General features: G+C 42.2%; 17 protein-coding genes. 9 read left to right on the top strand and 8 right to left on the bottom strand.

Annotation, left to right across the window (positions count from 1 at the left end; genetic code table 11):
- Positions 1-106: 106 nt before the first annotated feature.
- On the bottom strand, positions 107-958 hold the full coding sequence (locus ABFV72_RS03860) for a DsbC family protein (RefSeq protein WP_347162503.1): 852 nt from the start codon (positions 956-958) through the stop codon (positions 107-109).
- A 405-nt stretch (positions 959-1,363) separates the two neighbouring features.
- Between ABFV72_RS03860 and ABFV72_RS03855 the strand changes: the two genes are divergently transcribed.
- A complete protein-coding gene (locus tag ABFV72_RS03855) occupies positions 1,364-2,305 on the top strand; it encodes a DUF808 domain-containing protein (protein WP_347162502.1) in 942 nt (313 codons plus the stop codon).
- Positions 2,306-2,421: 116 nt separating this feature from the next.
- Here the strand turns inward: ABFV72_RS03855 and ABFV72_RS03850 are convergent, their stop codons facing one another.
- Positions 2,422-6,621, bottom strand: a complete 4,200-nt coding sequence (locus tag ABFV72_RS03850; protein ID WP_347162501.1) for an Rne/Rng family ribonuclease — start codon at positions 6,619-6,621, stop codon at positions 2,422-2,424.
- A 1,188-nt stretch (positions 6,622-7,809) separates the two neighbouring features.
- On the opposite strand from ABFV72_RS03850, the gene ABFV72_RS03845 reads away from it, so the two are divergent.
- Positions 7,810-8,820 carry an RluA family pseudouridine synthase gene (locus ABFV72_RS03845; RefSeq protein ID WP_347162500.1) on the top strand — a complete coding sequence of 337 codons (1,011 nt, stop codon included), beginning with the start codon at positions 7,810-7,812 and terminating at the stop codon, positions 8,818-8,820.
- A gap of 133 nt (positions 8,821-8,953) precedes the next feature.
- On the top strand, positions 8,954-9,661 hold the full coding sequence (locus tag ABFV72_RS03840; protein WP_347162499.1) for an HAD family hydrolase: 708 nt from the start codon (positions 8,954-8,956) through the stop codon (positions 9,659-9,661).
- A 122-nt stretch (positions 9,662-9,783) separates the two neighbouring features.
- Here ABFV72_RS03840 and yihA read toward each other — a convergent pair whose 3' ends face one another.
- Positions 9,784-10,554, bottom strand: a complete 771-nt coding sequence (gene yihA, locus ABFV72_RS03835) for a ribosome biogenesis GTP-binding protein YihA/YsxC (protein WP_179798163.1) — start codon at positions 10,552-10,554, stop codon at positions 9,784-9,786.
- Between the two features lie 404 nt (positions 10,555-10,958).
- On the opposite strand from yihA, the gene ABFV72_RS03830 reads away from it, so the two are divergent.
- The 4 genes from ABFV72_RS03830 (at position 10,959) to ABFV72_RS03815 (ending at position 14,127) form a co-directional block, all read left to right on the top strand.
- Positions 10,959-11,294, top strand: a complete 336-nt coding sequence (locus ABFV72_RS03830) for a c-type cytochrome (protein ID WP_347162498.1) — start codon at positions 10,959-10,961, stop codon at positions 11,292-11,294.
- A 318-nt stretch (positions 11,295-11,612) separates the two neighbouring features.
- The gene (locus ABFV72_RS03825) at positions 11,613-12,281 is read left to right on the top strand and encodes a c-type cytochrome (protein WP_101205531.1); all 669 of its coding nucleotides are present in this window, start codon (positions 11,613-11,615) and stop codon (positions 12,279-12,281) included.
- Positions 12,282-12,634: 353 nt separating this feature from the next.
- Positions 12,635-13,768, top strand: coding sequence for a hypothetical protein (locus ABFV72_RS03820; RefSeq protein ID WP_347162497.1), 1,134 nt, complete (start codon positions 12,635-12,637; stop codon positions 13,766-13,768).
- Positions 13,756-14,127: an RnfH family protein gene (locus ABFV72_RS03815; protein WP_347162496.1), complete on the top strand. Its 372-nt coding sequence runs from the start codon at positions 13,756-13,758 to the stop codon at positions 14,125-14,127. Before ABFV72_RS03820 ends, ABFV72_RS03815 begins: the two co-directional genes overlap by 13 nt.
- 34 nt (positions 14,128-14,161) lie before the next feature.
- Here ABFV72_RS03815 and ABFV72_RS03810 read toward each other — a convergent pair whose 3' ends face one another.
- Positions 14,162-14,581 (bottom strand): outer membrane protein assembly factor BamE, encoded by a 420-nt coding sequence (locus ABFV72_RS03810; RefSeq protein WP_057758247.1) that lies wholly within the window; start codon positions 14,579-14,581, stop codon positions 14,162-14,164.
- Between the two features lie 317 nt (positions 14,582-14,898).
- Here ABFV72_RS03810 and fur point away from each other — a divergent pair, with 317 nt between their 5' ends.
- Positions 14,899-15,333: a ferric iron uptake transcriptional regulator gene (fur, locus tag ABFV72_RS03805; RefSeq protein WP_057758249.1), complete on the top strand. Its 435-nt coding sequence runs from the start codon at positions 14,899-14,901 to the stop codon at positions 15,331-15,333.
- A 129-nt stretch (positions 15,334-15,462) separates the two neighbouring features.
- On the opposite strand, the gene ABFV72_RS03800 is transcribed toward fur, so the two are convergent.
- Together ABFV72_RS03800 and ABFV72_RS03795 are read right to left on the bottom strand one after the other, a co-directional pair.
- A complete protein-coding gene (locus tag ABFV72_RS03800) occupies positions 15,463-16,584 on the bottom strand; it encodes a PilT/PilU family type 4a pilus ATPase (RefSeq protein ID WP_165598362.1) in 1,122 nt (373 codons plus the stop codon).
- Between the two features lie 132 nt (positions 16,585-16,716).
- Entirely contained in the window at positions 16,717-17,772 is a 1,056-nt protein-coding gene (locus ABFV72_RS03795) for a type IV pilus twitching motility protein PilT (RefSeq protein WP_057758253.1), read from the bottom strand.
- A gap of 356 nt (positions 17,773-18,128) precedes the next feature.
- Here ABFV72_RS03795 and ABFV72_RS03790 point away from each other — a divergent pair, with 356 nt between their 5' ends.
- A complete protein-coding gene (locus ABFV72_RS03790; protein WP_347162495.1) occupies positions 18,129-18,845 on the top strand; it encodes a YggS family pyridoxal phosphate-dependent enzyme in 717 nt (238 codons plus the stop codon).
- A 46-nt stretch (positions 18,846-18,891) separates the two neighbouring features.
- On the opposite strand, the gene ABFV72_RS03785 is transcribed toward ABFV72_RS03790, so the two are convergent.
- The gene (locus ABFV72_RS03785) at positions 18,892-20,166 is read right to left on the bottom strand and encodes a hemolysin family protein (RefSeq protein WP_347162494.1); all 1,275 of its coding nucleotides are present in this window, start codon (positions 20,164-20,166) and stop codon (positions 18,892-18,894) included.
- Between the two features lie 213 nt (positions 20,167-20,379).
- Positions 20,380-22,071, bottom strand: a complete 1,692-nt coding sequence (locus ABFV72_RS03780; protein WP_347162493.1) for an NAD+ synthase — start codon at positions 22,069-22,071, stop codon at positions 20,380-20,382.
- Positions 22,072-22,234: the final 163 nt, after the last annotated feature.

Here is a 22,234-nt window from a genome sequence, read left to right as displayed (position 1 = left end):
AAAAAAGCGGTAGCTTCAATCTTGTTTGGCATATGTATATGTCATTTATGCTTGATTGCCAATATTAGTTGTTGATATGAGTCACTAATACTAGTAACTCACATTATTAGTTAGCACCTACTGCTTGTGCCAATTCTGCTGCAGGTAAGTAGCCACCTACTTGTTGTCCTGTTTCGGTAAACACAGCAGGCGTACCGCGCACGCCAAGTCTCGATCCTAGAGCCATATGTTCTTGTACAGGGGTGGCACAGCTAGGGGCTTGCACATTGGCACCGATCTTTGCTTGATCCATTGCAGCTTTACGATCCTGACTACACCAGATAGCTTCCATCTTCGGTACAGATTCCTGACTGCGCGGCCATGCCAGATAACGAACCTCGATACCGCGCGCATTGATATCATCCATTTCTGAATGTAGTTTGCGACAGTAGCCACAATCTGCATCGGTAAAGGCATAGATGACGGCTTTGGTTTCGCCTTTTGCTGGATAAATCACCATGTCTTTTTTATCAACAGCTTTTAGCGCTTCTTGTGCTGTCGTAGCAACCAATGCAGCACTGATATCAACCGGAGCGGCATCACCCACAGCAATAATCTGACCTTGAATAATATGCTTGCCAGCTTTATCAGTAAAGAAAGAAGGTAGACCTTCAGCGGTCACCCAATAAATACCATCCATATCTGTCGGTACAGCTGAAACGATAGTTTCCTCGATACCAGAGCTTTTTAGGTTCGCCTGTAACGCTTTCACCACGGTTGCATCATTACCAGCTGAGGGTTTAGTAGTAGCTTTTGTCTGGGCAGCATTTACAACGCTGGTATTGCTGGTTGCATCAGCGGCATTGTTTGAGCAGCCAGCAGCAATACCAACTAATAGCGCACTCATCATAAAACGAGATAGAACGGTACGAGAAAGAGGGTTACGCAAGGTGGTATTTTTGATAGTGGGGAGCGGCATACGGGTTTCCTATAGGCGTCGCGCCTAATCATGAGTTCGTTATAAAAAGCGCTATAAACTTTTCTATATAGTAATGTGTCTTGGCAGTGTTTTAAAGGTCTAACATTGAAGAAGTTTTTATAACTTATTGATAATAAAAGATAGGCAGTAATAGCCTTCATATTACCATATTTACGCCAAATAATAGCAAAGGGAAGGCTGCCAAGAAGTATCAATAAAGCCAACTTTAAAGAATAGCTATCAACATAAATTCAAAAAACAAGATACATTTGTGCTATTTAACATAGTTGCTTGAACTTGTAGTCTAAGGCTAATCGCATTGTTTTTATAAAAATCTATATAAAATGCGTTGTATAAACTATTTGAGAACGACTTACTTTAACAAATTTGCTTTAAGGAGCACACATGGCAGGTGCCAGTTTATTAACCTTACTCGATGACATCAGCGTCTTAATGGATGATGTGAGCGTCATGACCAAAGTTGCCGCTAAAAAAACCGCGGGCTTAGTTGGTGATGATTTAGCACTCAATGCCGAGCAGGTCACAGGGGTTAAGCCAAATCGTGAGCTCCCCGTCATTTGGGCAGTAGCCAAAGGCTCTGCCGTGAACAAAGTGATTTTAGTACCAGCGGCGCTATTGATCAGTTATTTTATACCGTGGTTGATTACTCCGCTATTGATGATCGGAGGGTTATACCTGAGTTATGAAGGGGCTGAGAAGGTCATTCACAAGTTTTGGCCGAAATTGTTGCCTCATGATGAAGAGCAAAATGCTCGTTTAAAAGCCAACGCAGATGAGTCGGTAGATTTGGTCGCGTTTGAAAAGGACAAAATCAAAGGTGCCATACGTACAGACTTTATCTTATCAGCTGAGATTATTGTTATCTCTTTAGGCGCAATTACAGCAGCTGGTGGCGATATTGTCCAAAAGGGCATCGTACTTTCGATAGTGGCTGCTGTCGTGACCGTCGGTATTTACGGCTTAGTTGCAGGCATCGTAAAGATTGATGATGCGGGTCTGCATTTGATTGAAAACTCACAAGCAGGTGATAGTAAGCGCAAGTTTGGCGAGTTTATGCTTGCGGCTGCGCCAAAGCTTATGAAGTTTTTATCTATAGCGGGCACGATTGCGATGTTCTTGGTGGGCGGCGGTATTATCGTTCACGGTATCGGCTTTTTGCATCACAGTGTAGAAGACGTTGCCCATCTTACTGGGGTATTTGAAGGGTTAACCGCGTCATTGTTAAATGGATTGGTCGGACTGATTGTTGGCGCTATTGTGGTAGCTATTGTTACTACTATTGGCAAAATGCGTGGTAAAGATGACACAGCGTCTTCTGCACATTAAGCTTATTTGCTTTTTATTGTCTCTCGTTTGAATTAGCAAGTAAGTTTGACTGTATTAGAATAAAAAGCCCCAAAGCTACGAATAGCTTCGGGGCTTTTACATTTGAGCTTATATGACTAGCTGTCGCTGTCTGCATCATCAGATGCGAGCTTTTCAGCCTGCGTCGGCTTTTTGTGATCTGTCTTAGGCTTACGAGTGCGCGCCTTTGGTACTTTTGGCGTAGTCAAATTAAACATACCAGTCTGTGGTAGCAGTTGCTCAGCCACATTTTCGATCATGTTTTTATAGCTGGCTATAGTCGTCTTAGACTTAGCTGCCTGACTGTCTTCTTTGCTAGCTTCTTTGGTAGCTTCTTCTACTGCCGATTCAGTCGTCTGTTCAGTCTCTGCAGCTATGTTTTCTAAAGTATCTTCTACCTCATTGACAGTTTGCTCTGTAGAGGTTTCGACTTCTGCATCCTTAGCTTCTGACTGAGCGCGCTCGACTTCTAGCAATTGCTCACTATCAGCACTGACGTTTTCTGTCTGTGTCTGATTGGCGAGGGCAGTCGCTTCAACGTCATGCGCATCGACTTCGCTATCGGTTTGCTCAGTGATAGCTGGTTCCGCGTCACTTACTTGTTCAGCAGTTACGCTCAATACAGCGGGTTCCTGATAATCAGGGTGCTGACCGCGTGGATCGTTGCTAGCACGCTTAGTGATAGCATGTGGCTCAACGTCTGTCTTACCTTGCGCTGCTGCGAATTGACTGACAGCTTGGGTCATCGATTCAAAGCGTGCAAGGTAGTCGGCAGCTAATGGTTGATAGCCATAGTTGCTAAAATCAAAGCTCTGGCTAGCAGCATCAGAGCTATTATCAGTACTATGAGATTGCTCATTATGCAGCGCAATAGTCGCGATAAAGCAGTTGATAATACCTTCTTCTGCTAAGCGCGTTTGTGCCTCTGGTAACGTGGTGCGAATAAACTCACCAACCGTGCCACGTATTGCTGGCACATTAGTGGCAGCTGGCTTGTCCGCTTGAGCGGCTTGCTGAGCGAGTACTACACGAGGATCGTTACTCGCTTGCCCAAACTTTTCAGCAGTCACGTAACGTGTGCCAAATAGTGCTTCATGGGTTAGCTCAAGTGCTGAGTTACTTACACTACTTGTGCTTGCACTATTACTATCAGCCTGAGTATTTTGAGCTTCATCACTCTTACTCACATTTTCAGCAGTCTTGGTTTCCTGCTGTTTTGGAGTCTGAGTTTCTTTAGCTTCCTCTACGTCAGCAGTTACCGATGTTGGAGCTTCCGCTTTACTTTCGGTGTTACTCGTAGAGGTCGAGTGAGCTTCTACAACTACAGGTGCTTTTTTCTCTTCAGCAGCCTGCTCATGCTTAGGAGCATCGTTTTGAACCTTAGCTTGTTCAGTAGTTGTACGCTTATCGTCATTTACCTGATTAGCATTTGCTTCCACCGTACTTTTTTCGTTATCGCTTTTCTTATCAGCGCTTGGAGTACTGGTGTTTTGCTTATTAGTGTTCTGCTCATTGCTACTATGCTTATCAGTAGGTTTTTGAGCAGCTGTTTCGTTTGAACGCTCATCTTTTGCTACGTTATTCGTCGCGCTTCGCTGCTCGCTAGGCTGAGTTTTGCCCTGTGTAGCTTTGCTATCATCTAAAGATAGATGAACCACTTCAGGCGCTTTTAGCTCAGTTGGCGCTTCATTGACCTGTAACACGACCTCGTTAGGGTCTTGATTGCGACGTGCGCTATGTTGATTTTTGCTATTGGCAGCATCGTTGTTTCTAGCGTTCTGCTGTTTGCTCTGCTTAACGCTGTCAGCCGTTAGTGTCTCACCGCGCTCTAGCTTACCACGTGAGCCGCGTTGGCTATGTGATTTACGCTTAGTACGAGTTTGCTCATCTGCTTTAGAGCTGTTTTCGTTATCAGCATCACTGCGCTCGCTTGCGTTACGATTGCTGTTCTGTTGATTGCTATCTTGGCGGTTATTACGATTGCGATCGTTCGTACGTCTGTTATCGTTCTGACGCTTGTCTTGCTGTTTTTGGTCTTGAGTATCAGACGCTTTGTCATCAGCATTGTTTGAGTTAGCATTATTTGAGCCAGTATTTTCTGAGCTACTGTTTACGTTGCCAGTAGCCTCGTCAGTTGTCTCTTTTCTTTGACGCGGCTTAGAAGATCTAGACTTACGCGGCTTACGTCTTCTTCTGTCTTCATTGCTGCTGTCGTCAGTATCGCTGTCATTACGACGCGTTTGTTGACGATTAGCATTGTTGTCTGACTGTTGACTGTCGTTTTTCTGACTGTTGCTTTGTTGAGTTGGCTGCTCACTAGTTGCAGCTGCACTATTCAATGCATTGCTATCAACTTGTCCAAACGAGCCTAAGCTTTGCGCGCCAGTGTTTACTAGCGCTTCGATTGCTTCAGCGGCATCTCGGCTACTGACACTAGGCGTCGTAGTGGCCTGCGGTGCTTGAGCAAATAGGTTTGATAACCACGCAACGGCTTTTGGTTGAGCAGTAGCTTCGACACTCTGTGTCTGCGGTGCTACTGGAGCGGCGACACTAGCAGTTTTATTGGCTTGCGGTGCATGTGCAGGCGACACATCGTTAGTGTTTTTATGATTACGACGATCATTGCTATGATTTACCGTATCGTTCTGTGCTTGCGTAGTTGCATTCGACTGCGTGTTTGAGCGGCTCTGCTTATCATCTGCAGTTTTACGAGGCTGGCGAGTAGGTTGCTGTTCAGGACGCTCTTTTTCAGCAGTCTGCCAGTCAACATTGTAGCCAAGGTCACTATGCTCTTGCTGCTGAGTATCAGTGATACGCTCATAGCTCGATGGTGCAAAGCCATCACGGTTGAAGTGAAGCTTGAAGTTTGGTGATTCTAAATGCGCGTGTGGCAAAATAGTGATACGCGTGCCACTGTCTTGCTCAAGATAAACCAAGCTATCGCGCTTCTCATTTAATAAGAATGCTGCGATGTCAGTCGGGACTTCTGCCTGTACTTCACCTTGGCGTTCTTTAAGAGCAATTTGCTCAATTTGACGCATGATAGATAGTGACAATGAACGCAAGTCACGAATCATACCGTTGCCATGACAACGTGGGCAGATATAGCCTGTTGACTCTTCTAATGAAGGACGTAGACGCTGACGGCTCATTTCCATCAGACCAAATTTAGAGATATCACCAAACTGAACGCGCGCGCGATCGTATTTGGTCGCATCAATAAGACGTTTTTCTACTTCTTTTTGGTGCTTATTGTCATTCATATCAATGAAATCAATAACGATCAAACCACCCATATCACGCAAACGAAGCTGACGAGCAATCTCATCGGCTGCTTCTAAGTTGGTATGGTAAGCGGTCTCAGCAACATCTGAACCTTTGGTTGACTTAGCTGAGTTAATATCAATAGAAACCAGTGCTTCTGTTTGGTCAATAACGATTGAACCACCTGATGGCAGACGAACTTCACGCTGATAAGCGGTTTCGATTTGCTTTTCGATATTAAAGCGCGAAAACATCGGCTCATAATCGGTATATTTGCGTAGCTTTTCGGCTTGTTTTGGCATTACCGCATCGATAAACCCTGCCGCCTCAATATAAGCGTTTTCGTTATCAATCCAAATCTCAGCGATATCATCACGTAGATAATCACGAACAGCACGTGTGACAACGCCCGCTTCTTGGTGAACCAAGCGCGGTGATGGGTACTTTTGGTTTTGTTCTTGAATGGCTTGCCAAATATTGAGCAAGTGGTTTAAATCGTGTTGCAAGTCTTCTTGAGTTTTACCAATACCAGCAGTACGAATAATGACACTCATGCCTTTTGGTAAATCAAGGTTGCTCAGCATACGCTTCATATCTTCGCGCAGTTTGCCCGAGATTTGACGTGAGATACCACCGCCACGAGGGTTGTTTGGCATCAATACCAGATAGCGACCGGCTAATGACACATACGTCGATAGGGCAGCGCCTTTATTGCCGCGCTCTTCTTTTTCGACTTGGACGATTAGCTCGTCACCTTCTTTGATCAGCTTTTTGATGTTTTCATCACGTGGATTGCCGCTTAGATATTCAGCAGAGATTTCACGAATTGGCAAAAATCCTTGGCGCTGAGAACCATATTCGACGAATACTGCTTCAAGCGATGGCTCGACACGGGTCACATGACCTTTATAGATGTTAGATTTTTTTTGCTCGCGAGTACGGTTTTCTAGGTCGAAATCGTACAGATGATTGCCTTTACATAAGGCGACACGAATCTCTTCGTTTTGAGTGGCGTTGATCAAAATGCGTTTCATATTTGTATCCTATGAGTACGCATGACAACGATAAGACAGTCTTTAGGACATAGTGGCAAGTGTGGCTAATATTGTGATTAGCGTGTGTAGATGTTCATTAACGGTAGAACGTAAATCGTGGGTTTCATAAAGCACATGGGCTTTTTCAATGGCTTCTTTTTTACCTGAAGTAATGAGCGGTGCTCACGTTAATATCAGTAATATAGGGTGTAAGGCTATGGTACTTATATTTTATCATCAGTAAACTTGGTACATATATGATTGGGTCAGCGAGTTAAAGCGCTCTTATTCTCAGTACGTTCTATTGGTAGTGATTTCAGCGCACGTTGTAAGCGTGGGCGAGGGTCAGTTACATCTCTAAAAAATACTGATATTAAAAAGGCGTGGTGCTGTTGCCATTCATCCATCAAAGTCTAACAATAATATCGCGGTCATGATTGCTACTATATAGTGGCGTCATTCAGCGGTTGTTTGTTCAGGCGAAGCAATTGGTTACTCTTTGTTTATCGTTCTTTGTATAACGTCAATAATATCTTGGGTGTCTCAAGGTTAGGTGTCGCAGCTTTTGTTATCAGCGGGGCGTACTTGGCAAACAGAGTAATGGACCAGCTTGTCAGCGTGGTATCGTATTTACATTGTTATCGTCATCTGTTTGACCACCAATACTTAGGCAGCTATCGATATACTTTCGATCCTAACGCTAAACTACCCATACTTGCTCAACTATGCTGGCATAAAGAACCATCAGATAAATAGTCATTAAATAATGATTGGTTATCGAGTACGGTCGTTGTCATGCAATTAGTGAGTCAGTGTTGTGTTGTAATCGGTTAATAAGCTGATTTATTATCAGCGTTATTAACGCGATGGTATTTAGTGTCACTATTTATTTTATGGTACTGAATAACATTCAGTACAGTATTTTTAATTTATAGGGCTATATTTGGTAAGTAATACCTCTAAATAAATAACGCGCCCTAAAATCAGATGAAACGTGTCAGGTCAGCAGGATAAATAGTGTCAACCTCTTTACTGGCAAGTAGTAGAAAACTGACAAGCAATAAAATGGTGGTCAACTATTTGTAACAACAATGATTATTGCTGTCGCCTCTGCTTAATTGTCGCTCAACATGCTAAACTATAGCAAATCTTTGTGTAAATACCTAACTAAAAATGACAAACTCAAAAATGACTGACGACGCTACTACCCATGAAGCCCCTGCTATTTTTAATAGCAAAACACGCCCACAAAGCGCTGACGATGAGATTAGCAACTTCGGTAAGGTGAACTACCTCGAAGTAACGCGCCATCAACACGATCAGCGTTTGGATAATTTTTTGTTAAACCGTTTAAAAGGTTTACCAAAATCACATATCTACAAAATGATTCGCTCAGATGAGGTACGCGTCAATAATAAGCGCTGCAAAGCACACGATAGAGTGCAGCGTGAAGATGTGGTACGTATTGCCCCTGTAGAGCTAGCAACGCGCGAAAAACCAATTATTAGTACCGAGTTTGCCAAAAGCTTGCTGGCGCGCGTGGTCTACGAAGATGACGGTTTGCTAGTGCTAAATAAGCCTTCTGGTATCGCTGTGCATGGCGGTAGTGGCTTGGACTTCGGGGTTATTGAAGCCATGCGTGAAGTGACGGGTAAAAAATACCTGGAGCTGATCCATCGCATTGATAAAGACACATCAGGGCTACTGATGATCTCCAAAAAACGCTCAACGCTCAAAGTATTGCAGCAGCATTTGGTAGACAAGACCATTCAGAAGCACTATCTATGTCTTGCCAAAGGACAACCTGCGCTCAATGAGCAACGTATCAATGCGCCGTTGCTACGTTATACACTTGCTAGTGGTGAGCGCCGAGTAAAAGTAGATAGCCAAGACCCACAAGCGAAAGAAAGCCAGACTGATATTATTATTCATGATCGCTTTACGATTAATAGTCAGCCAGTCAGCTTAATTGAAGCCAAGCCATTGACGGGTCGCACTCATCAAATCCGTGTGCATTTAGCGCATATCGGTCATGCCATCTTGGGTGATGACAAATATAACGTTCATGACAAATCAGGCGTACATCGTCTGTGTTTACATGCATGGCGCTTAGATATTCCAGGCTACAAGACCATTACTGCGCCATTGCCAGACGATATGGCAGATTGGCTACCAGAAACAACGAAATTGCCTGAATAGTTTTCCAAAATAAACTCTTAAGCCAAACTATTTTTGTACTTTCCTAAACGTCACGATATCTTATTTTTACGAATAAGCCACCGTGACGTTTTAGTATCTGCTATTTATTATTGATATTCATTAAGGTAAATTCATGACCAAACCAGCTGTAACTTCAGAGCGTATTATAAATGCTCAACTATCAGCAGAAAGCAATCTGTCTGACAAGACGTTGATTATTTTTGATTGGGACGGCACCCTAATGGATTCAATCGGCCTAATCGTGGAGTCTATGCATGTGGCTGGCGAAGCACATGGGTTTAAGACGAATGATAAAGCCGTAAAAGACATCATTGGTCTGAGCTTAATGAATGGGATTAAAATTTTATATCCGCAGGCAAACGATGCGCAGTTGCGTGAGATTCAGCAAACCTATGCAGAGTACTATATTGCTAATAGTCACAGTACGCCGCTATTTGAACCAATAGAGAGTATGTTGCAAACTTTGCAACAGCAAGGCAAAACGCTCGCCGTAGCAACCGGTAAAAAAAGAAAAGGGCTAGATCGTGTACTAGATGCCTCAGATAGCCATGATTATTTTGCGATTACGCGGTGTGCTGATGAGTCAGGCTCAAAACCTGATCCGCAGATGTTGACCGATATTTTGGACTATACGCAGCAGCAGGTTTCTGATGCTGTGTTTATCGGCGACAGCATCTATGACATTCAAATGGCAACAGCATTAGGCATGACCAGTATAGCAGTGAAATATGGTACAGCAACGAGTGCAGAGCTTGCGGAGCAAAATCCAACCTATCAAGCTGATACTCCACAAGCGCTAGTAGACTTGTTATGCGGGTAGAGCTACTTTTATCATTCTCGTTATTTTAATAGCACACCGATGATAATAATGAGTTAATAAACAGGCAATAAAAAAGGGTTTATCGTAATAACGATAAACCCTTTTATTAAAGACAACGATGTTTATTTGTTTTCTTTATCAACGCTCTCTTTTTCACCGCTTTCTTTTTCAATAGCGTCTTCTAACTCATCGCCTTCTAGCAATGCAAAAGAAGACTCAATGATTTTGTCTGCATCAAGCTGATACTCATACCAGTTGCCCATTATCCCAGCCAACTCATCGAGACCTTCTTTTCTGAGCGCCGAAAATAACTGAATGGTACAGTTTAAGCCCAATTTTTTCAGGCGTTTACGAGTCTCAAGGAGGGCGTTCTTAGAAGCACCGTACTTCAGTTTATCTGCTTTGGTCAGCAGAATATGTACTGGTAGCTCACCATCGTTTGCCCAGTGCAGCATTTGCTCATCAAAAAACTTAAGCGGATGACGAATGTCTGTCATCAGTACTAGACCTGCAAGGCTTGAACGTGATACCAAGTATTCTTCTAGCTCAACCTGCCATTCTTTTTTCATCTCTAGGGGAACAGCGGCATAGCCGTAACCAGGTAAATCAACCAAACGTCTGTCAGTATCACCGATACTAAAAAAGTTAATCATCTGCGTGCGTCCAGGTGTCTTAGACGAGCGAGCCAATTGACGCTGATTGGTTAAGGCGTTGATGGCTGATGATTTGCCAGCGTTTGAGCGACCTGCAAAAGCGACTTCCAATCCCATATCAGGCGGACAGAGACGAAAGGTAGGTGCTGACATCATAAACTCAGTTTGCTGAATTTTTTGACGAGATTTGGTATTGAACAAGGCATGTTCAGCGGCGACATCGTTAAACGGGGTACTCATAAATGGCTCATTAATCTTAAAAAATTGGATGCGATTATAAAATTTTAGTCAGCTGATGACTCAAGTCATCGGTGCGGTCAAGTAATTGGTCAAGCGATAGGTAAATCAAGTTAAAAGGTTATTTTTCATCGATGCAGTTATGTGCAAATCATAAAAGTAGCTATTTAATATTACTGGCTATTCTATACTATTCCGTGTCTTACTTATTGAAATAACTGCGATTAGCATCATATAAATAGTAGGATAACATTAAAGTTGGCCAGTCATTAAGACAAGTTCTCAGCTTTAACAAAGCCGTATCCAAATTCTCTATGTTTATATGACATATATTGTTACAATGTTTAATGAAGGATGTTTAATAGAACGATTGATGAGACACGTGAAATATCACGAGGAGGTGCTCTATGTTTTCAATCAGTAAACTTCTTAGCACGAGTTATCGCGCTATAACGGCTAGCAGTGCTGCACTATTATTAAGTGGCATTATGATTAGCAGCGCAAGTGCGGCGGATATTGCTACTACTTATGATAACTCATGTGCGGCCTGTCACGATAGTGGGGCGTTAAATGCCATCAAAAAAGGCGATAGTGCCAAATGGCAACAGCTGATTAAACAAAAAAGTATGCCGACACTCATTAAGTCTGTGAAAGGTGGTATGCCGCAAATGCCAGCAGGTGGTCTTTGCGACAAATGTAGTGATGACGACTATCGTAAACTTATCGAATATATGAGCAAATAATCGACTTATAAATATCATTTGAACATATATAATAAAGCGCTAGGCTAACAACCTATTTGCGCTTTTTGTTTTTGCGTCATATTGTATATTGTGTTGCCAGAAAACTGATGGATACTATGATTAAGTAGGCAAATGATACAAAGTCTTGCTATAATAATCGAAAATAAACCCTGATGTTAGTAAGTACTTTCAGACTGCTTGTGTCCAAGACCTTAAAATATACGCCATTCTCATGATTAAAGAGACGGCTATATCAGGTATCTTACCAGTGCAATCACTCTAAATAATGCTTACGCCGAGCTAGTAGGATTTGTATCAATGAAAAAGTTAATCGCTGCTGCCAGCTTATGCGTTGCAAGTTTCAGCGTACAAGCTGCTATTATTGTTCCTGAATATGACGTCAATGCAGGTCAAAAAGTTGCAGAAACCGTTTGTGCCGCTTGTCATGGTCTTAATGGCGTCAGCATTGTTCCTGCACAGCCAAACCTTGGCGGCCAAAACGTAAAGTACCTATATAAACAGCTAGTCAACTTTAAAGCAGGCTATCGCAAAAACGGTATCATGCAGTCACAAGTTGCTAATCTATCTCAGCAAGACCTAGCCAACGTAGCAGGTTATTACGCCAGTCAAGCGCCTTGGGGCGTCGGCTACGGCAATCCTGCAACCAACCAAGAAGCGACTAAGCTATTCTTGGGCGGCGATAAGTCGCGCGGTGTTATTGGCTGTGCAGGCTGTCATGGTCCAGATGCTGCAGGTAACACTTGGGCTGCATTTCCAAAGCTAGGCGGACAGCACGCTCAGTATATTGCTACTCAGCTAAAACTATTCCGTGCCGCTGGACGTGTTGATGATATCGATAGTGATGATCAAAAACGAGTCAATGATGCAGCCAAAGAAGGCGAGATGGGTATGATGCAAACAGTTGCATCGAAACTATCAGATCGTGACATTCGTATCCTGTCAGACTATGTAAGTGCTATTCACTAATTGAGTCGCACTGATTCAATATCTGATACATACTTTGCTTTGCATAGAAGGCCATTGAGTAAAGCCACTGAGTACTGAATCGTATATTGATTATATCTGAATGACTAAACCCCGATTTCGGGGTTTTTTTATAACTGTTTGTCCCTTATATTAAGACAGTATTTAGCTGAATTCATTTACAGAAGCCAGTCGTTGCTCTGTATAATTATAAATTATCGTTATTCACTTTATACCAATTTTCAAAATACGATTGGCTTTTTCAAACATGTTCAGTCTACCATGCGTGGTAATTGCACGTGTTTTGTTTGCTAACCCAGTTTTGTGAATGGTATTAGATCGTTTGGATTGAAATTATGATGATCCGTTATGCTTCTTATTTTATCGCGGCGCTACTACCGTTATTGCTATTTCGTTGGTTTGCACCTGCGTCAATTGGTGAGATTGACTTTTGGTTACTATGGCTATTAGCCATGGTATTGGTTGCGCTGCCAGTTGTTTACGCTGAGATAGCGTTGGCCTATCGCAGTGTCGAAGGACCTCTAGCGGGTATGCAGAAGCTCACTCGTGAAGCAGATGTCAGTCCGATCTGGCGCAGCTTTGGTTGGTTAGCAGCATTAGTCTCTATTGTGATTGCAGCGTTGGTTATATCTGGTGCAAGTACAGGTATATTGTCTGCGTTGACTGAGCTAAATAGCGTACCCGATGTACCGAGCTTTGCAATTGCCGCAGGTCTGATGGTCATCGCAGTACTCTTAAGCTTGCTGGGTATTACGCCTTTACCTATTGGCTTAGGGTTGATGGTAATAGGGTTGCTACTAGGGTTCGCAAACGGTGTGCCAAATGCTGGTTTTGCCATGACTGATGTCAGTTTGACAGAATGGGCACGCGCAGTCGCACTAGCATTGGTCAGTGTCGGTGCGGGTACAGGCTTATACTGGTTCGGTCAGAACTTGGTGAGTAAGCAGACCATCACGGCTGTAGAAGCAAACAATCAGCAAGTAAAAAACAGAGCGGCTACTCGTGAGTACCGTGCAACCAAGTTAGTGTTACCGATTTGGGTGTTGCAACTGCTGATAGGAGTAGTGGCTTTATTTACTAGCGGTATGTCGCTACCGCCAATTGGACAATTGTTATATTGGGGCGGGGTGTTATTTGTAGCCAGTTATTTGCTTCATTACAGCACGCAACAGTTAACGCATAAATTTGGATTATTAGTTAGTTTGATAATCACTTTTGCTGTAGCGTTACTATTAGTGGTTGCGATTCCGACAGCATGGTTAGTTGGCATCTTAGTCATTATTAGTAGCATTGCTGTACTATTGCTATCAGTATTTGCTGGTTGGCAGATGAAGATTAGCCATCTGCGCAAGTCACTGAATTTCAGCAATGAAGCAGTTTATAACTTGTGGCGAGTAGCGATACGTTTAGTCGTACCATTAGCATTGCTGCTAGCATTGATAGGTTGGGTGATGCAGTGGTTGAGCTAACAGTCGAAAGTCGTGACAGCAGTGTGCCACAGTCTACGCAAGCCAATCTAATGACCGTATATCTGGCGTATGCTGAAGATGAGCAGCGCCAGCATTACCTAGCTTTGCAGGTCAAACAAGGTACTAGTTTGCATGAAGCATTGGCGCAAGCGGGATGGCTTGAAAAATTTGCAGAACTGGCAAAGTGGTGTGAGCAAGTAATAGATATCACCACGCCAACTGCGAAACGTTGGCATGTAGGGATTTATGCACAGAAACAGCCATTAAGCTATTTGCTACAGCCTTTTGACCGTATCGAGGTATATCGCAGTTTAAGCGCTGATCCTATGTCTCAGCGCAAAAATAAATCTCGTAGCTAAACCGTTTACTATCTAAGCTAATAGGTTTCACTAACTATGATGCTGGCAGACTCTCAATACCTTCGATGCGCGTGACCAAACCATTATCATCAAAGTAAACAACTAAATGCTGGCTAGCGTTTTTGACATCTGCGATGCCTTTACGGCTACCTTCAGTGCCTGCTTTGTAGTCATAGATATAATCCCAGCGTTTAGGCTCAAGCGTATCTCGAATCGCAGGGCTACCAAGAGTATAAAGAACTTGGTTTTGGTTCATACCCACCTTTAGCTTTTGAGCTTGGGTTTGCGTAATCGCTGTGCCTTGCGGCAAATCAATCTTATAAACACTCAATAATGAGCAGCCAGACATAGCAACAGTAGCGCTAAGCATACTGGTGATAACGATCTTACGTAATGCGCTTGTGTGGCTTAACGGACGGAAATTTAATGTCTTTATCATGGTAAGATGACTCATAAGAAATGAATTAGGTGTGGCCAGCGTTAGGTCGTACCAGTCTGACCGACAATCTTGGACAAATGATACGTCATTTACTTGCAATTGCCTACCACTTACGACATTATTTACCAAACACAATCTGAATAGTTAGATTAATTATATTTTAAATTCATAGGCTTGCATCTCGATATTTAGAAAATAATAAGAGAGATGTCTGCATAAGTTTCATCAGTTTATTGTTAATCATTTACTTTATATTAAATAAAAATAATCTTTGTTGATTATTTATCTCATATTTTCTATTTGTTAAGGCTGTTACAGTCAAAAGGGATATTATGGCTTCTTTTACCAATCAAGATTTACGTAGAGCAGGACTCAAGGTCACGTTACCTCGTATCAAAATTTTAGAGCTATTAGAAAGCGCAGAACTGCATCACATGAGTGCAGAAGAAGTGTATAAGGCACTTATTGAGCAAGGTGAAGACGTAGGTCTTGCCACTGTCTATCGTGTCCTAACACAGTTTGAACAAGCGGGTATTGTTGAGCGTCATAACTTTGAAAACAATCTATCTGTATTTGAGATTACCCAAGAAGAGCATCACGATCACCTAGTTTGTGATGTGTGTGGCAAGATTATAGAGTTTCATAATGAAGTCATCGAAGAAGAACAGCTGAAAGTAGCAGAAAAACATGGCTTTAAACTGTCTGGGCATTCTCTCGTGCTATATGGTATCTGCGCGGATCAAGCCTGTAGAGACAGCGCGAAGTAATTATCTAGCGTATAAGTAGAAACGCTTATTTCTGTTAGTACTACTGTATTAAACAGTAAAAAGAAACCCTCGTTATTTATAACGAGGGTTTCTTTTTATATGTCTATTATGCGTAGAAAGCGCAATAATTTAGCTCACATCTAACGATAAACTATCGGCACCTTCATCTAAATTCGCCTTACCGTTTTTGCTGCTAAGCTTAATTTTGAGGCGTAGATCATTAGGGGAGTCAGCGTGTAGAATCGCTTCTTTATACGTTATCTCTCCTTGTTCGTACAAATCAAAAAGTGCCTGATCAAAGGTTTGCATGCCACTGTCTCGTGAGCGTGTCATAACATCTTTGATTTCATGGACTTCTCCTTTACGGATATAGTCACTAATAAGCTGCGAATTTAGCAAAATCTCAATAGCAGCGCGTCGTCCTTTACCATCAGGTGTGGGAATAAGTTGCTGCGCGATAATAGCTTGCAGGTTCAACGATAAATCCATAAATAACTGATTATGACGATTGGTCTCAAAGAAGTGAATGATACGATCAATTGCTTGGTTAGCATTGTTTGCGTGCAACGTTGCAAACACTAGATGGCCAGTTTCTGCGTACTGAATAGCATAACTCATGACTTCACGGTTACGAATCTCGCCGATTAAGATGACATCGGGTGCTTGGCGTAGCGTGTTTTTTAGACCCGCTTCAAATGAATGAGTATCGATACCAACTTCACGCTGGGTAATAATACAGCCACGATGTTTATGAACAAACTCGATAGGGTCTTCTATCGTAATGATATGACCATGAGAGTTTTGATTGCGATGTCCTATCATTGCAGCAAGGGTAGTAGATTTACCTGTACCTGTTGCGCCAACTAATAGAACAATACCGCGTTTTTTCATGGCCAATTCTTTTAGCGCTGGCGGTAAACGTAACTCTTCGACCGTTGGAATGTTGTTTTCAATTTTCCGTAAAATCATTCCTGCCATGTCGCGCTGTACAAATGCACTGACTCGAAAGCGTGCTTGCTGCGCTTCATCAGAGATAGCAAATTGACACTCGTTGGTTTCTTCAAACTCTTTTTGCTGGCTTGGCGTCATTACACCTTTGACCAATCTCATGGTTTGCTCAGCACTCAAAGGTGTTCTACCGACAGGTAAAATTTTTCCATTTACTTTCATGGAAGGCGCTACGTCAGCAGTAATAAAAAGGTCAGAGCCATTTTTGCTGATCATCAACTGTAATAGTTTATCAATGTCCATATCGCACCTATACCAGATGTAAGTCAATTAAAATCATATTTCAAATACGTCAATAAAAAGTAAGAAAGTAATTACAGAGACCATAATTTGTTGGTTATTTTTGGTGGTATCTGTCAATACTGTCTGTCATTACTATAAAAATGCCTCAGGTTGCTTGGCATAAGGACGCGCAACGTCCTTACTAATGGTTCCCTTACTTACCAAGTTCTTTAATGTTTGATCAAGGGTGATCATGCCATCGCCTGCACCTGTTTGGATGGCAGAGTACATTTGGGCGATTTTGTTCTCACGTATCAAGTTACGGATAGCAGGGGTGCCTATCATGATTTCATGGGCGGCTATACGTCCACCTGCTTGACGACGTAATAACGTCTGTGAAATAACGGCTTGCAATGATTCTGACAGCATCGCACGGATCATGTCTTTTTCAGCAGCTGGGAATACGTCGATGACTCGGTCAATTGTCTTAGCGGCTGAGCTAGTATGCAAGGTGCCGAATACTAAGTGACCAGTTTCTGCTGCGGTCAATGCTAAACGAATGGTTTCAAGGTCACGTAGCTCACCGACCAAAATAACATCAGGATCTTCACGTAGGGCAGAGCGCAATGCTGGCTCAAAACCTAAAGTATCACGGTGTACTTCACGCTGATTGATCAAGCTTTTCTTAGATTGATGCACAAATTCAATCGGGTCTTCGATAGTTAAAATATGCTCTTTACGGCTTTCGTTAATATAATCAATCATCGCCGCAAGTGTTGTAGATTTACCTGAGCCGGTTGGGCCCGTGACCAATACCACACCACGCTTGAAGTCTGAAACGCGTCTAAAGACATCGCCCATACCTAAGTCTTCCATCGTTAATACTTTAGAAGGAATGGTACGGAATACAGCGCCTGCACCGCGGTTTTGATTAAAAGCGTTGACACGAAAACGTGCTAGATTAGGAATTTCAAAAGAAAAATCTGTTTCAAAAAACTCCTCAAAGTCAGCACGTTGCTTATCATTCATGATGTCATAAATAAGCTGATGTACAACCTGATGGGTCATCTCTGGCATATTAATACGTGTCATTTCACCATCAACACGTATCATTGCCGGCATACCCGCTGAAATATGTAAATCTGACGCCTTATGCTTAACCGTAAAGCGCAGCAAGTCTTCGATATTAAGATTATTTTTTTCAGCCATAATTTGATATTCCTATCACTTAGTCTAGGTAAGACAAAACACTATAAAAAGTACGTGGTAAACTATTTATCGATAGCCTTAGTATAATAAGAGATGATAAGAAGCTCACCAGTACAGGTCTTTACCATCACTAGCATATTCAGCAGCATATGTTAAAGCATGTAACAATATCATAACAAGACTATGAGTATTTAACCATCTACTAAATTAAGAAAAACCAAAACTGGATCGTTTTAAAATAATTCTTATAGAAGTTATTTTTAATTTACTTTTAAAAATCGGATAGTTATGTTTTTTTTATAATAAAAATTGCAGAAAAAAATCACAAAAAATTAATCAAGCAATAAGGGCAAAATATGAAGGAAATGAATGGCAATATTGATGAAGTGACACTTATCGATAACTGGCAGCTAGTTAGTAAGCAGATGAAGCAAGCGTATGATCATGCTGACAGACAGACTGATAATGTTATGCTGTTGGCTGTTTCGAAAACGAAACCTGCCCATATGATCGCAACTTTAGCAGAGCAGGGACAGCGCGATTTTGGTGAGAACTATCTACAAGAGGCCATCGAAAAAATTACTATTCTTAAAGCCCAGACTGTAGGCAAGAGTATCGTTTGGCATTATATCGGTAGTATTCAGCGTAACAAGACACGTGACATAGCAGAGCACTTTGATTGGGTGCAAACGGTTGAGCGCGATATCATCGCCAAACGATTGAATGACCAGCGACCAGCTGACCTGCCACCATTGAATGTATTGATCCAATTAAATATCGATAACGAAGATAGCAAGTCAGGATGCCTGCCATCCCAGTTGCCAGAGCTGATAACAGCGATCAAAGAGTATGAGCGCTTACAACTGCGAGGTTTGATGATTATTCCTGCCAAAGCAAATACAGATGCCTTTGCTCGAACTAAGCAGTTGTTTGAAGAGGTCAAAGCCGACTATCCAGAGCTAGATAGCTGGGATACGCTTAGTATGGGTATGAGTGGTGATATGGCGGAAGCGATAGAAAACGGCACAACGATGGTACGTGTCGGAACCGCTATCTTTGGTCAGCGTGCTTAAAACCATATGAATAGGCTAGTTAAGCGTTCTTTAACTAGCCATCAAATTAAATGACATCTTCTAATTTGGTGACTAGCATCTGTGTAATTTTAAGATTATCAGTCGCAATAATCTCAAATCGATAATTGGCATACTCAATCGTGTCGGTCTTTTTAGGGATTTTTCGGAGCATATACATCATAAATCCACTGATAGTCTCGTAATTTTGACTTCGTGGTAGGTCGACAATATCTAATGCACGAATCACATCTTCGATAGGGGTCATGCCATCGATTAGCCACGTGTTGTCAGTGCGCTGGACAATAGGTTGTTCTTCTAGCGTTACCAGCTCGCCCATCACAATGCTCATCACGTCCTTTAAGGTAATAACACCAACGACTAGTGCATATTCATTCACGATAACTGCAAAATCAGCGCCAGTAGATTTAAACATTTCTAATACTTCAAACAAAGACAACGTATCAGGCACGAAAAGTGCTGGTTTCAATAGAGTCTTGTTTGTCAGGCTAACTTCCTGTTGGTTCAAAACCAAAGCTAAAAAGCTACGAGATTCCACATAACCAACGATATGCTCTAAATCGTCATCATGGCAGACCAAAAACTTATTATGGGGCTGCTCAATCATGATATTCACGACTTCTTCGGTACTTGTCTTGGTATCAAAGTAAACGATATTTTCTCGAGGATTCATTACTGAGGTGACGGTCCGCTCCTGCATATCAAAGATATTTTCGATCAAGTGATGCTCTTGCTTCTTTAGTACACCCGCTTCAGCACCAGCATCCATCACTGCATAAATATCTTCTGGTGTCATATCATCTTGACGTATAGTTGAGATGCCAAAAAGCTTAAACAGGATATTTGCAGCCCCATCGAACACCCATATAATGGGCTTTAGTATGAATATCAACAACATCATCGGGCGTACGAGCCGTACCGCTATCGTCTCAGCATTTGACATGGCCAAACGCCTAGGCATTAGGTCGGCAAGTAGTGAAAATAAACTCGTGATAAGTACAAATGATATAACTGATGCTATCGTTTCACTATTTAATAATTGCTCGAGATAAGGGCTGATGGCCGATTCACCCACGGCACCAGCTGAAATAGCGACCGCATTTAGCACTATTTGTACGACGGTGATAAAACTACCAGGATGCTCTTGCATATTGAGTACATCAAGTGCGCGAACATCGCCTTCTTTTGCCATAATTTGGAGCTTGATTTTACGGCCTGCGGCAATGGCAATCTCAGCAGCAGAGACAAAGGTGCTTAAGGCAAGCAGTAAAAGAAGAAAGACACTAGCGGTTAGCAAACTCATGACGTACTCGAAAAAGAAATAAAGATAATTAAGTCAGAACAATTTGTGAAACTGTGTGGAAAAGAATATGGTTAGGTGTAAAAATTTTTGATGGATAAAAACCAAAAAAGCTGAGTAAGCACCCAGCTAATAGTAAAAATTCGATATCTTGTAAAACTGGCTAACTAGTACCTCTCAACTTATAGACAGTAGAAATTGAGAGGTGTGTAGTAATTAACCTTTGATTGACCACTTATTGACCAATGGATAACGGCGCTCACGCCCAAAAGCTTTGTGGCTAATCTTAGTACCGATGGGAGATTGCAAGCGTTTGTATTCGCTGTTGTCTACCATTTTGATAACTTTAGCGACCATCTCAGCATCAAAGCCTTTATCAATAATTTCTTGATAGCCCATATCTTCATCGATATATGACGTCAAGATACCATCTAACACATCGTAGTCTGGCAAGCTGTCTTGATCTTTTTGATCTGGACGTAATTCAGCCGATGGCGGACGAGTGATAACACGCTCAGGAATAACAGGCGTATCTTCTAAACGGTTGCGATAGCTCGCTAATTTATAGACTTGAGACTTATATACGTCTTTTAATACGTCAAAGCCGCCAGCCATGTCGCCATATAGCGTTGAGTAACCAACTGCCAATTCTGACTTGTTACCAGTCGTGATAACTAAATGACCAAATTTATTGGACAATGCCATCAAAATCACACCGCGAGCGCGCGCTTGGATGTTTTCTTCTGTCGTATCCGCTGGCGACTTATTGAATAACGGCGCTAGCGTATGACGGATGCCTTCGACAGCGTCAAAAATAGGGCAGACGGTGTAAGAAACATTTAAGCGACGTGCTTGGGCTTGAGCATCTTCTAGACTGATTTGAGAGGTGTATTCGTATGGCATCATGACCGCATATACCTTATCAGCGCCTAAGGCATCAACAGCGATACAAAGTGTCAATGCTGAGTCAATACCACCTGATAACCCGACAATAATGCCAGAGAATCCTGAATGGTTGACATAGTCGCGTAGACCGACGACTAACGCCTGATACATTTCAGATTCACGGCTCAAGGTTAGAGGCGCTTTGGTCTGCTCGTTGAATTTAGCAGCTTTGACGTCTAACGTGGCCAATAGCAATTGATTCATAAAGCGCGGCGCTTCATGAGCAATGCTACCGTCAGCTTGTACAGCCATAGAGCCACCATCAAACACTAGATCGTCTTGCCCGCCCACTGCGTTGACATAGACGATAGGTAGCTTGTTTTCACGGCTACGCTTGGCAAGCATGGTTTTGCGATTGTCTTGCTTTTCAATCTCAAAAGGCGAGGCGTTTAAGCTTACGATTAGATCAGCGCCTTGCTTTTTAAGCTCAGAGATAGGACCTTTTTCCCACAAATCTTCACAGATAAGCAGACCAATGGTAATGCCTTTGTAATCAAATAGAACTTGATTGCGACCTTTATCGAAATAGCGACGCTCATCAAACACGCCATAATTCGGCAAAATTTGCTTATGGTAAAAGCCTTTTTGATGACCATTATGTAGGATGGCAGCAGAGTTAAAAGTTCCGTGATGATCGACATGCGGATAGCCGACAATCATGACGATATCATCAATATCACTCAAAGTAGACAAAGCGCTTTTGACGCGACCTGACAAGCTTGGACGTAGCAATAAATCTTGTGGAGGGTAACCTAACAGCGCTAACTCTGGGAATACGATTACGTCAGCACCCTGTTCGCGTGCTTGTAAAGCTAGGTTACGCATTTTTTCGACGTTGGTTGAGATATCGCCGACCAAAAAATGTGATTGAGCTAAGGCAAAAGTGACAGTATCTTGTGGTTTATTGGTCTTACTGGCTTCGTTTGAGGTGTTAGAGTTGGGGTTATCAGTGTCTTTTGACATTGTTATTGTTCCTATCGATATATTATTAAAATTTGGTGTGTCTGTATTGATTTCAAATAAAATCAAAGTAAATCCGAAATTAACTCAAAACTGCACTCTGGCATATCAAGCTTAAATATTGAGCTGATATGCTGAGTCTAAATCTTATATAAGCCTTTATAAA

Origin of the sequence: Psychrobacter proteolyticus, from assembly GCF_039762275.1 — a bacterium.
In the GTDB taxonomy this organism is placed as follows: domain Bacteria; phylum Pseudomonadota; class Gammaproteobacteria; order Pseudomonadales; family Moraxellaceae; genus Psychrobacter; species Psychrobacter proteolyticus_C.
This window is presented reverse-complemented; position numbering and strand designations above follow the sequence as displayed.

Bases quoted from the DNA above. Each gene is read 5' to 3' on its own strand.
- ABFV72_RS03855 (WP_347162502.1), top strand. From the start codon at position 1,364: ATGGCAGGTGCCAGTTTATTAACCTTACTCGATGACATCAGCGTCTTA.
- ABFV72_RS03780 (WP_347162493.1), bottom strand. From the start codon at position 22,071: ATGTCAAAAGACACTGATAACCCCAACTCTAACACCTCAAACGAAGCC.
- ABFV72_RS03795 (WP_057758253.1), bottom strand. From the start codon at position 17,772: ATGGCTGAAAAAAATAATCTTAATATCGAAGACTTGCTGCGCTTTACG.
- ABFV72_RS03785 (WP_347162494.1), bottom strand. From the start codon at position 20,166: ATGAGTTTGCTAACCGCTAGTGTCTTTCTTCTTTTACTGCTTGCCTTA.
- ABFV72_RS03830 (WP_347162498.1), top strand. From the start codon at position 10,959: ATGTTTTCAATCAGTAAACTTCTTAGCACGAGTTATCGCGCTATAACG.
- ABFV72_RS03860 (WP_347162503.1), bottom strand. From the start codon at position 958: ATGCCGCTCCCCACTATCAAAAATACCACCTTGCGTAACCCTCTTTCT.
- yihA (WP_179798163.1), bottom strand. From the start codon at position 10,554: ATGAGTACCCCGTTTAACGATGTCGCCGCTGAACATGCCTTGTTCAAT.
- ABFV72_RS03800 (WP_165598362.1), bottom strand. From the start codon at position 16,584: ATGGACATTGATAAACTATTACAGTTGATGATCAGCAAAAATGGCTCT.
- ABFV72_RS03845 (WP_347162500.1), top strand. From the start codon at position 7,810: ATGACTGACGACGCTACTACCCATGAAGCCCCTGCTATTTTTAATAGC.
- ABFV72_RS03810 (WP_057758247.1), bottom strand. From the start codon at position 14,581: ATGAGTCATCTTACCATGATAAAGACATTAAATTTCCGTCCGTTAAGC.
- ABFV72_RS03820 (WP_347162497.1), top strand. From the start codon at position 12,635: ATGATGATCCGTTATGCTTCTTATTTTATCGCGGCGCTACTACCGTTA.
- ABFV72_RS03840 (WP_347162499.1), top strand. From the start codon at position 8,954: ATGACCAAACCAGCTGTAACTTCAGAGCGTATTATAAATGCTCAACTA.
- ABFV72_RS03825 (WP_101205531.1), top strand. From the start codon at position 11,613: ATGAAAAAGTTAATCGCTGCTGCCAGCTTATGCGTTGCAAGTTTCAGC.
- ABFV72_RS03850 (WP_347162501.1), bottom strand. From the start codon at position 6,621: ATGAAACGCATTTTGATCAACGCCACTCAAAACGAAGAGATTCGTGTC.
- ABFV72_RS03790 (WP_347162495.1), top strand. From the start codon at position 18,129: ATGAAGGAAATGAATGGCAATATTGATGAAGTGACACTTATCGATAAC.
- fur (WP_057758249.1), top strand. From the start codon at position 14,899: ATGGCTTCTTTTACCAATCAAGATTTACGTAGAGCAGGACTCAAGGTC.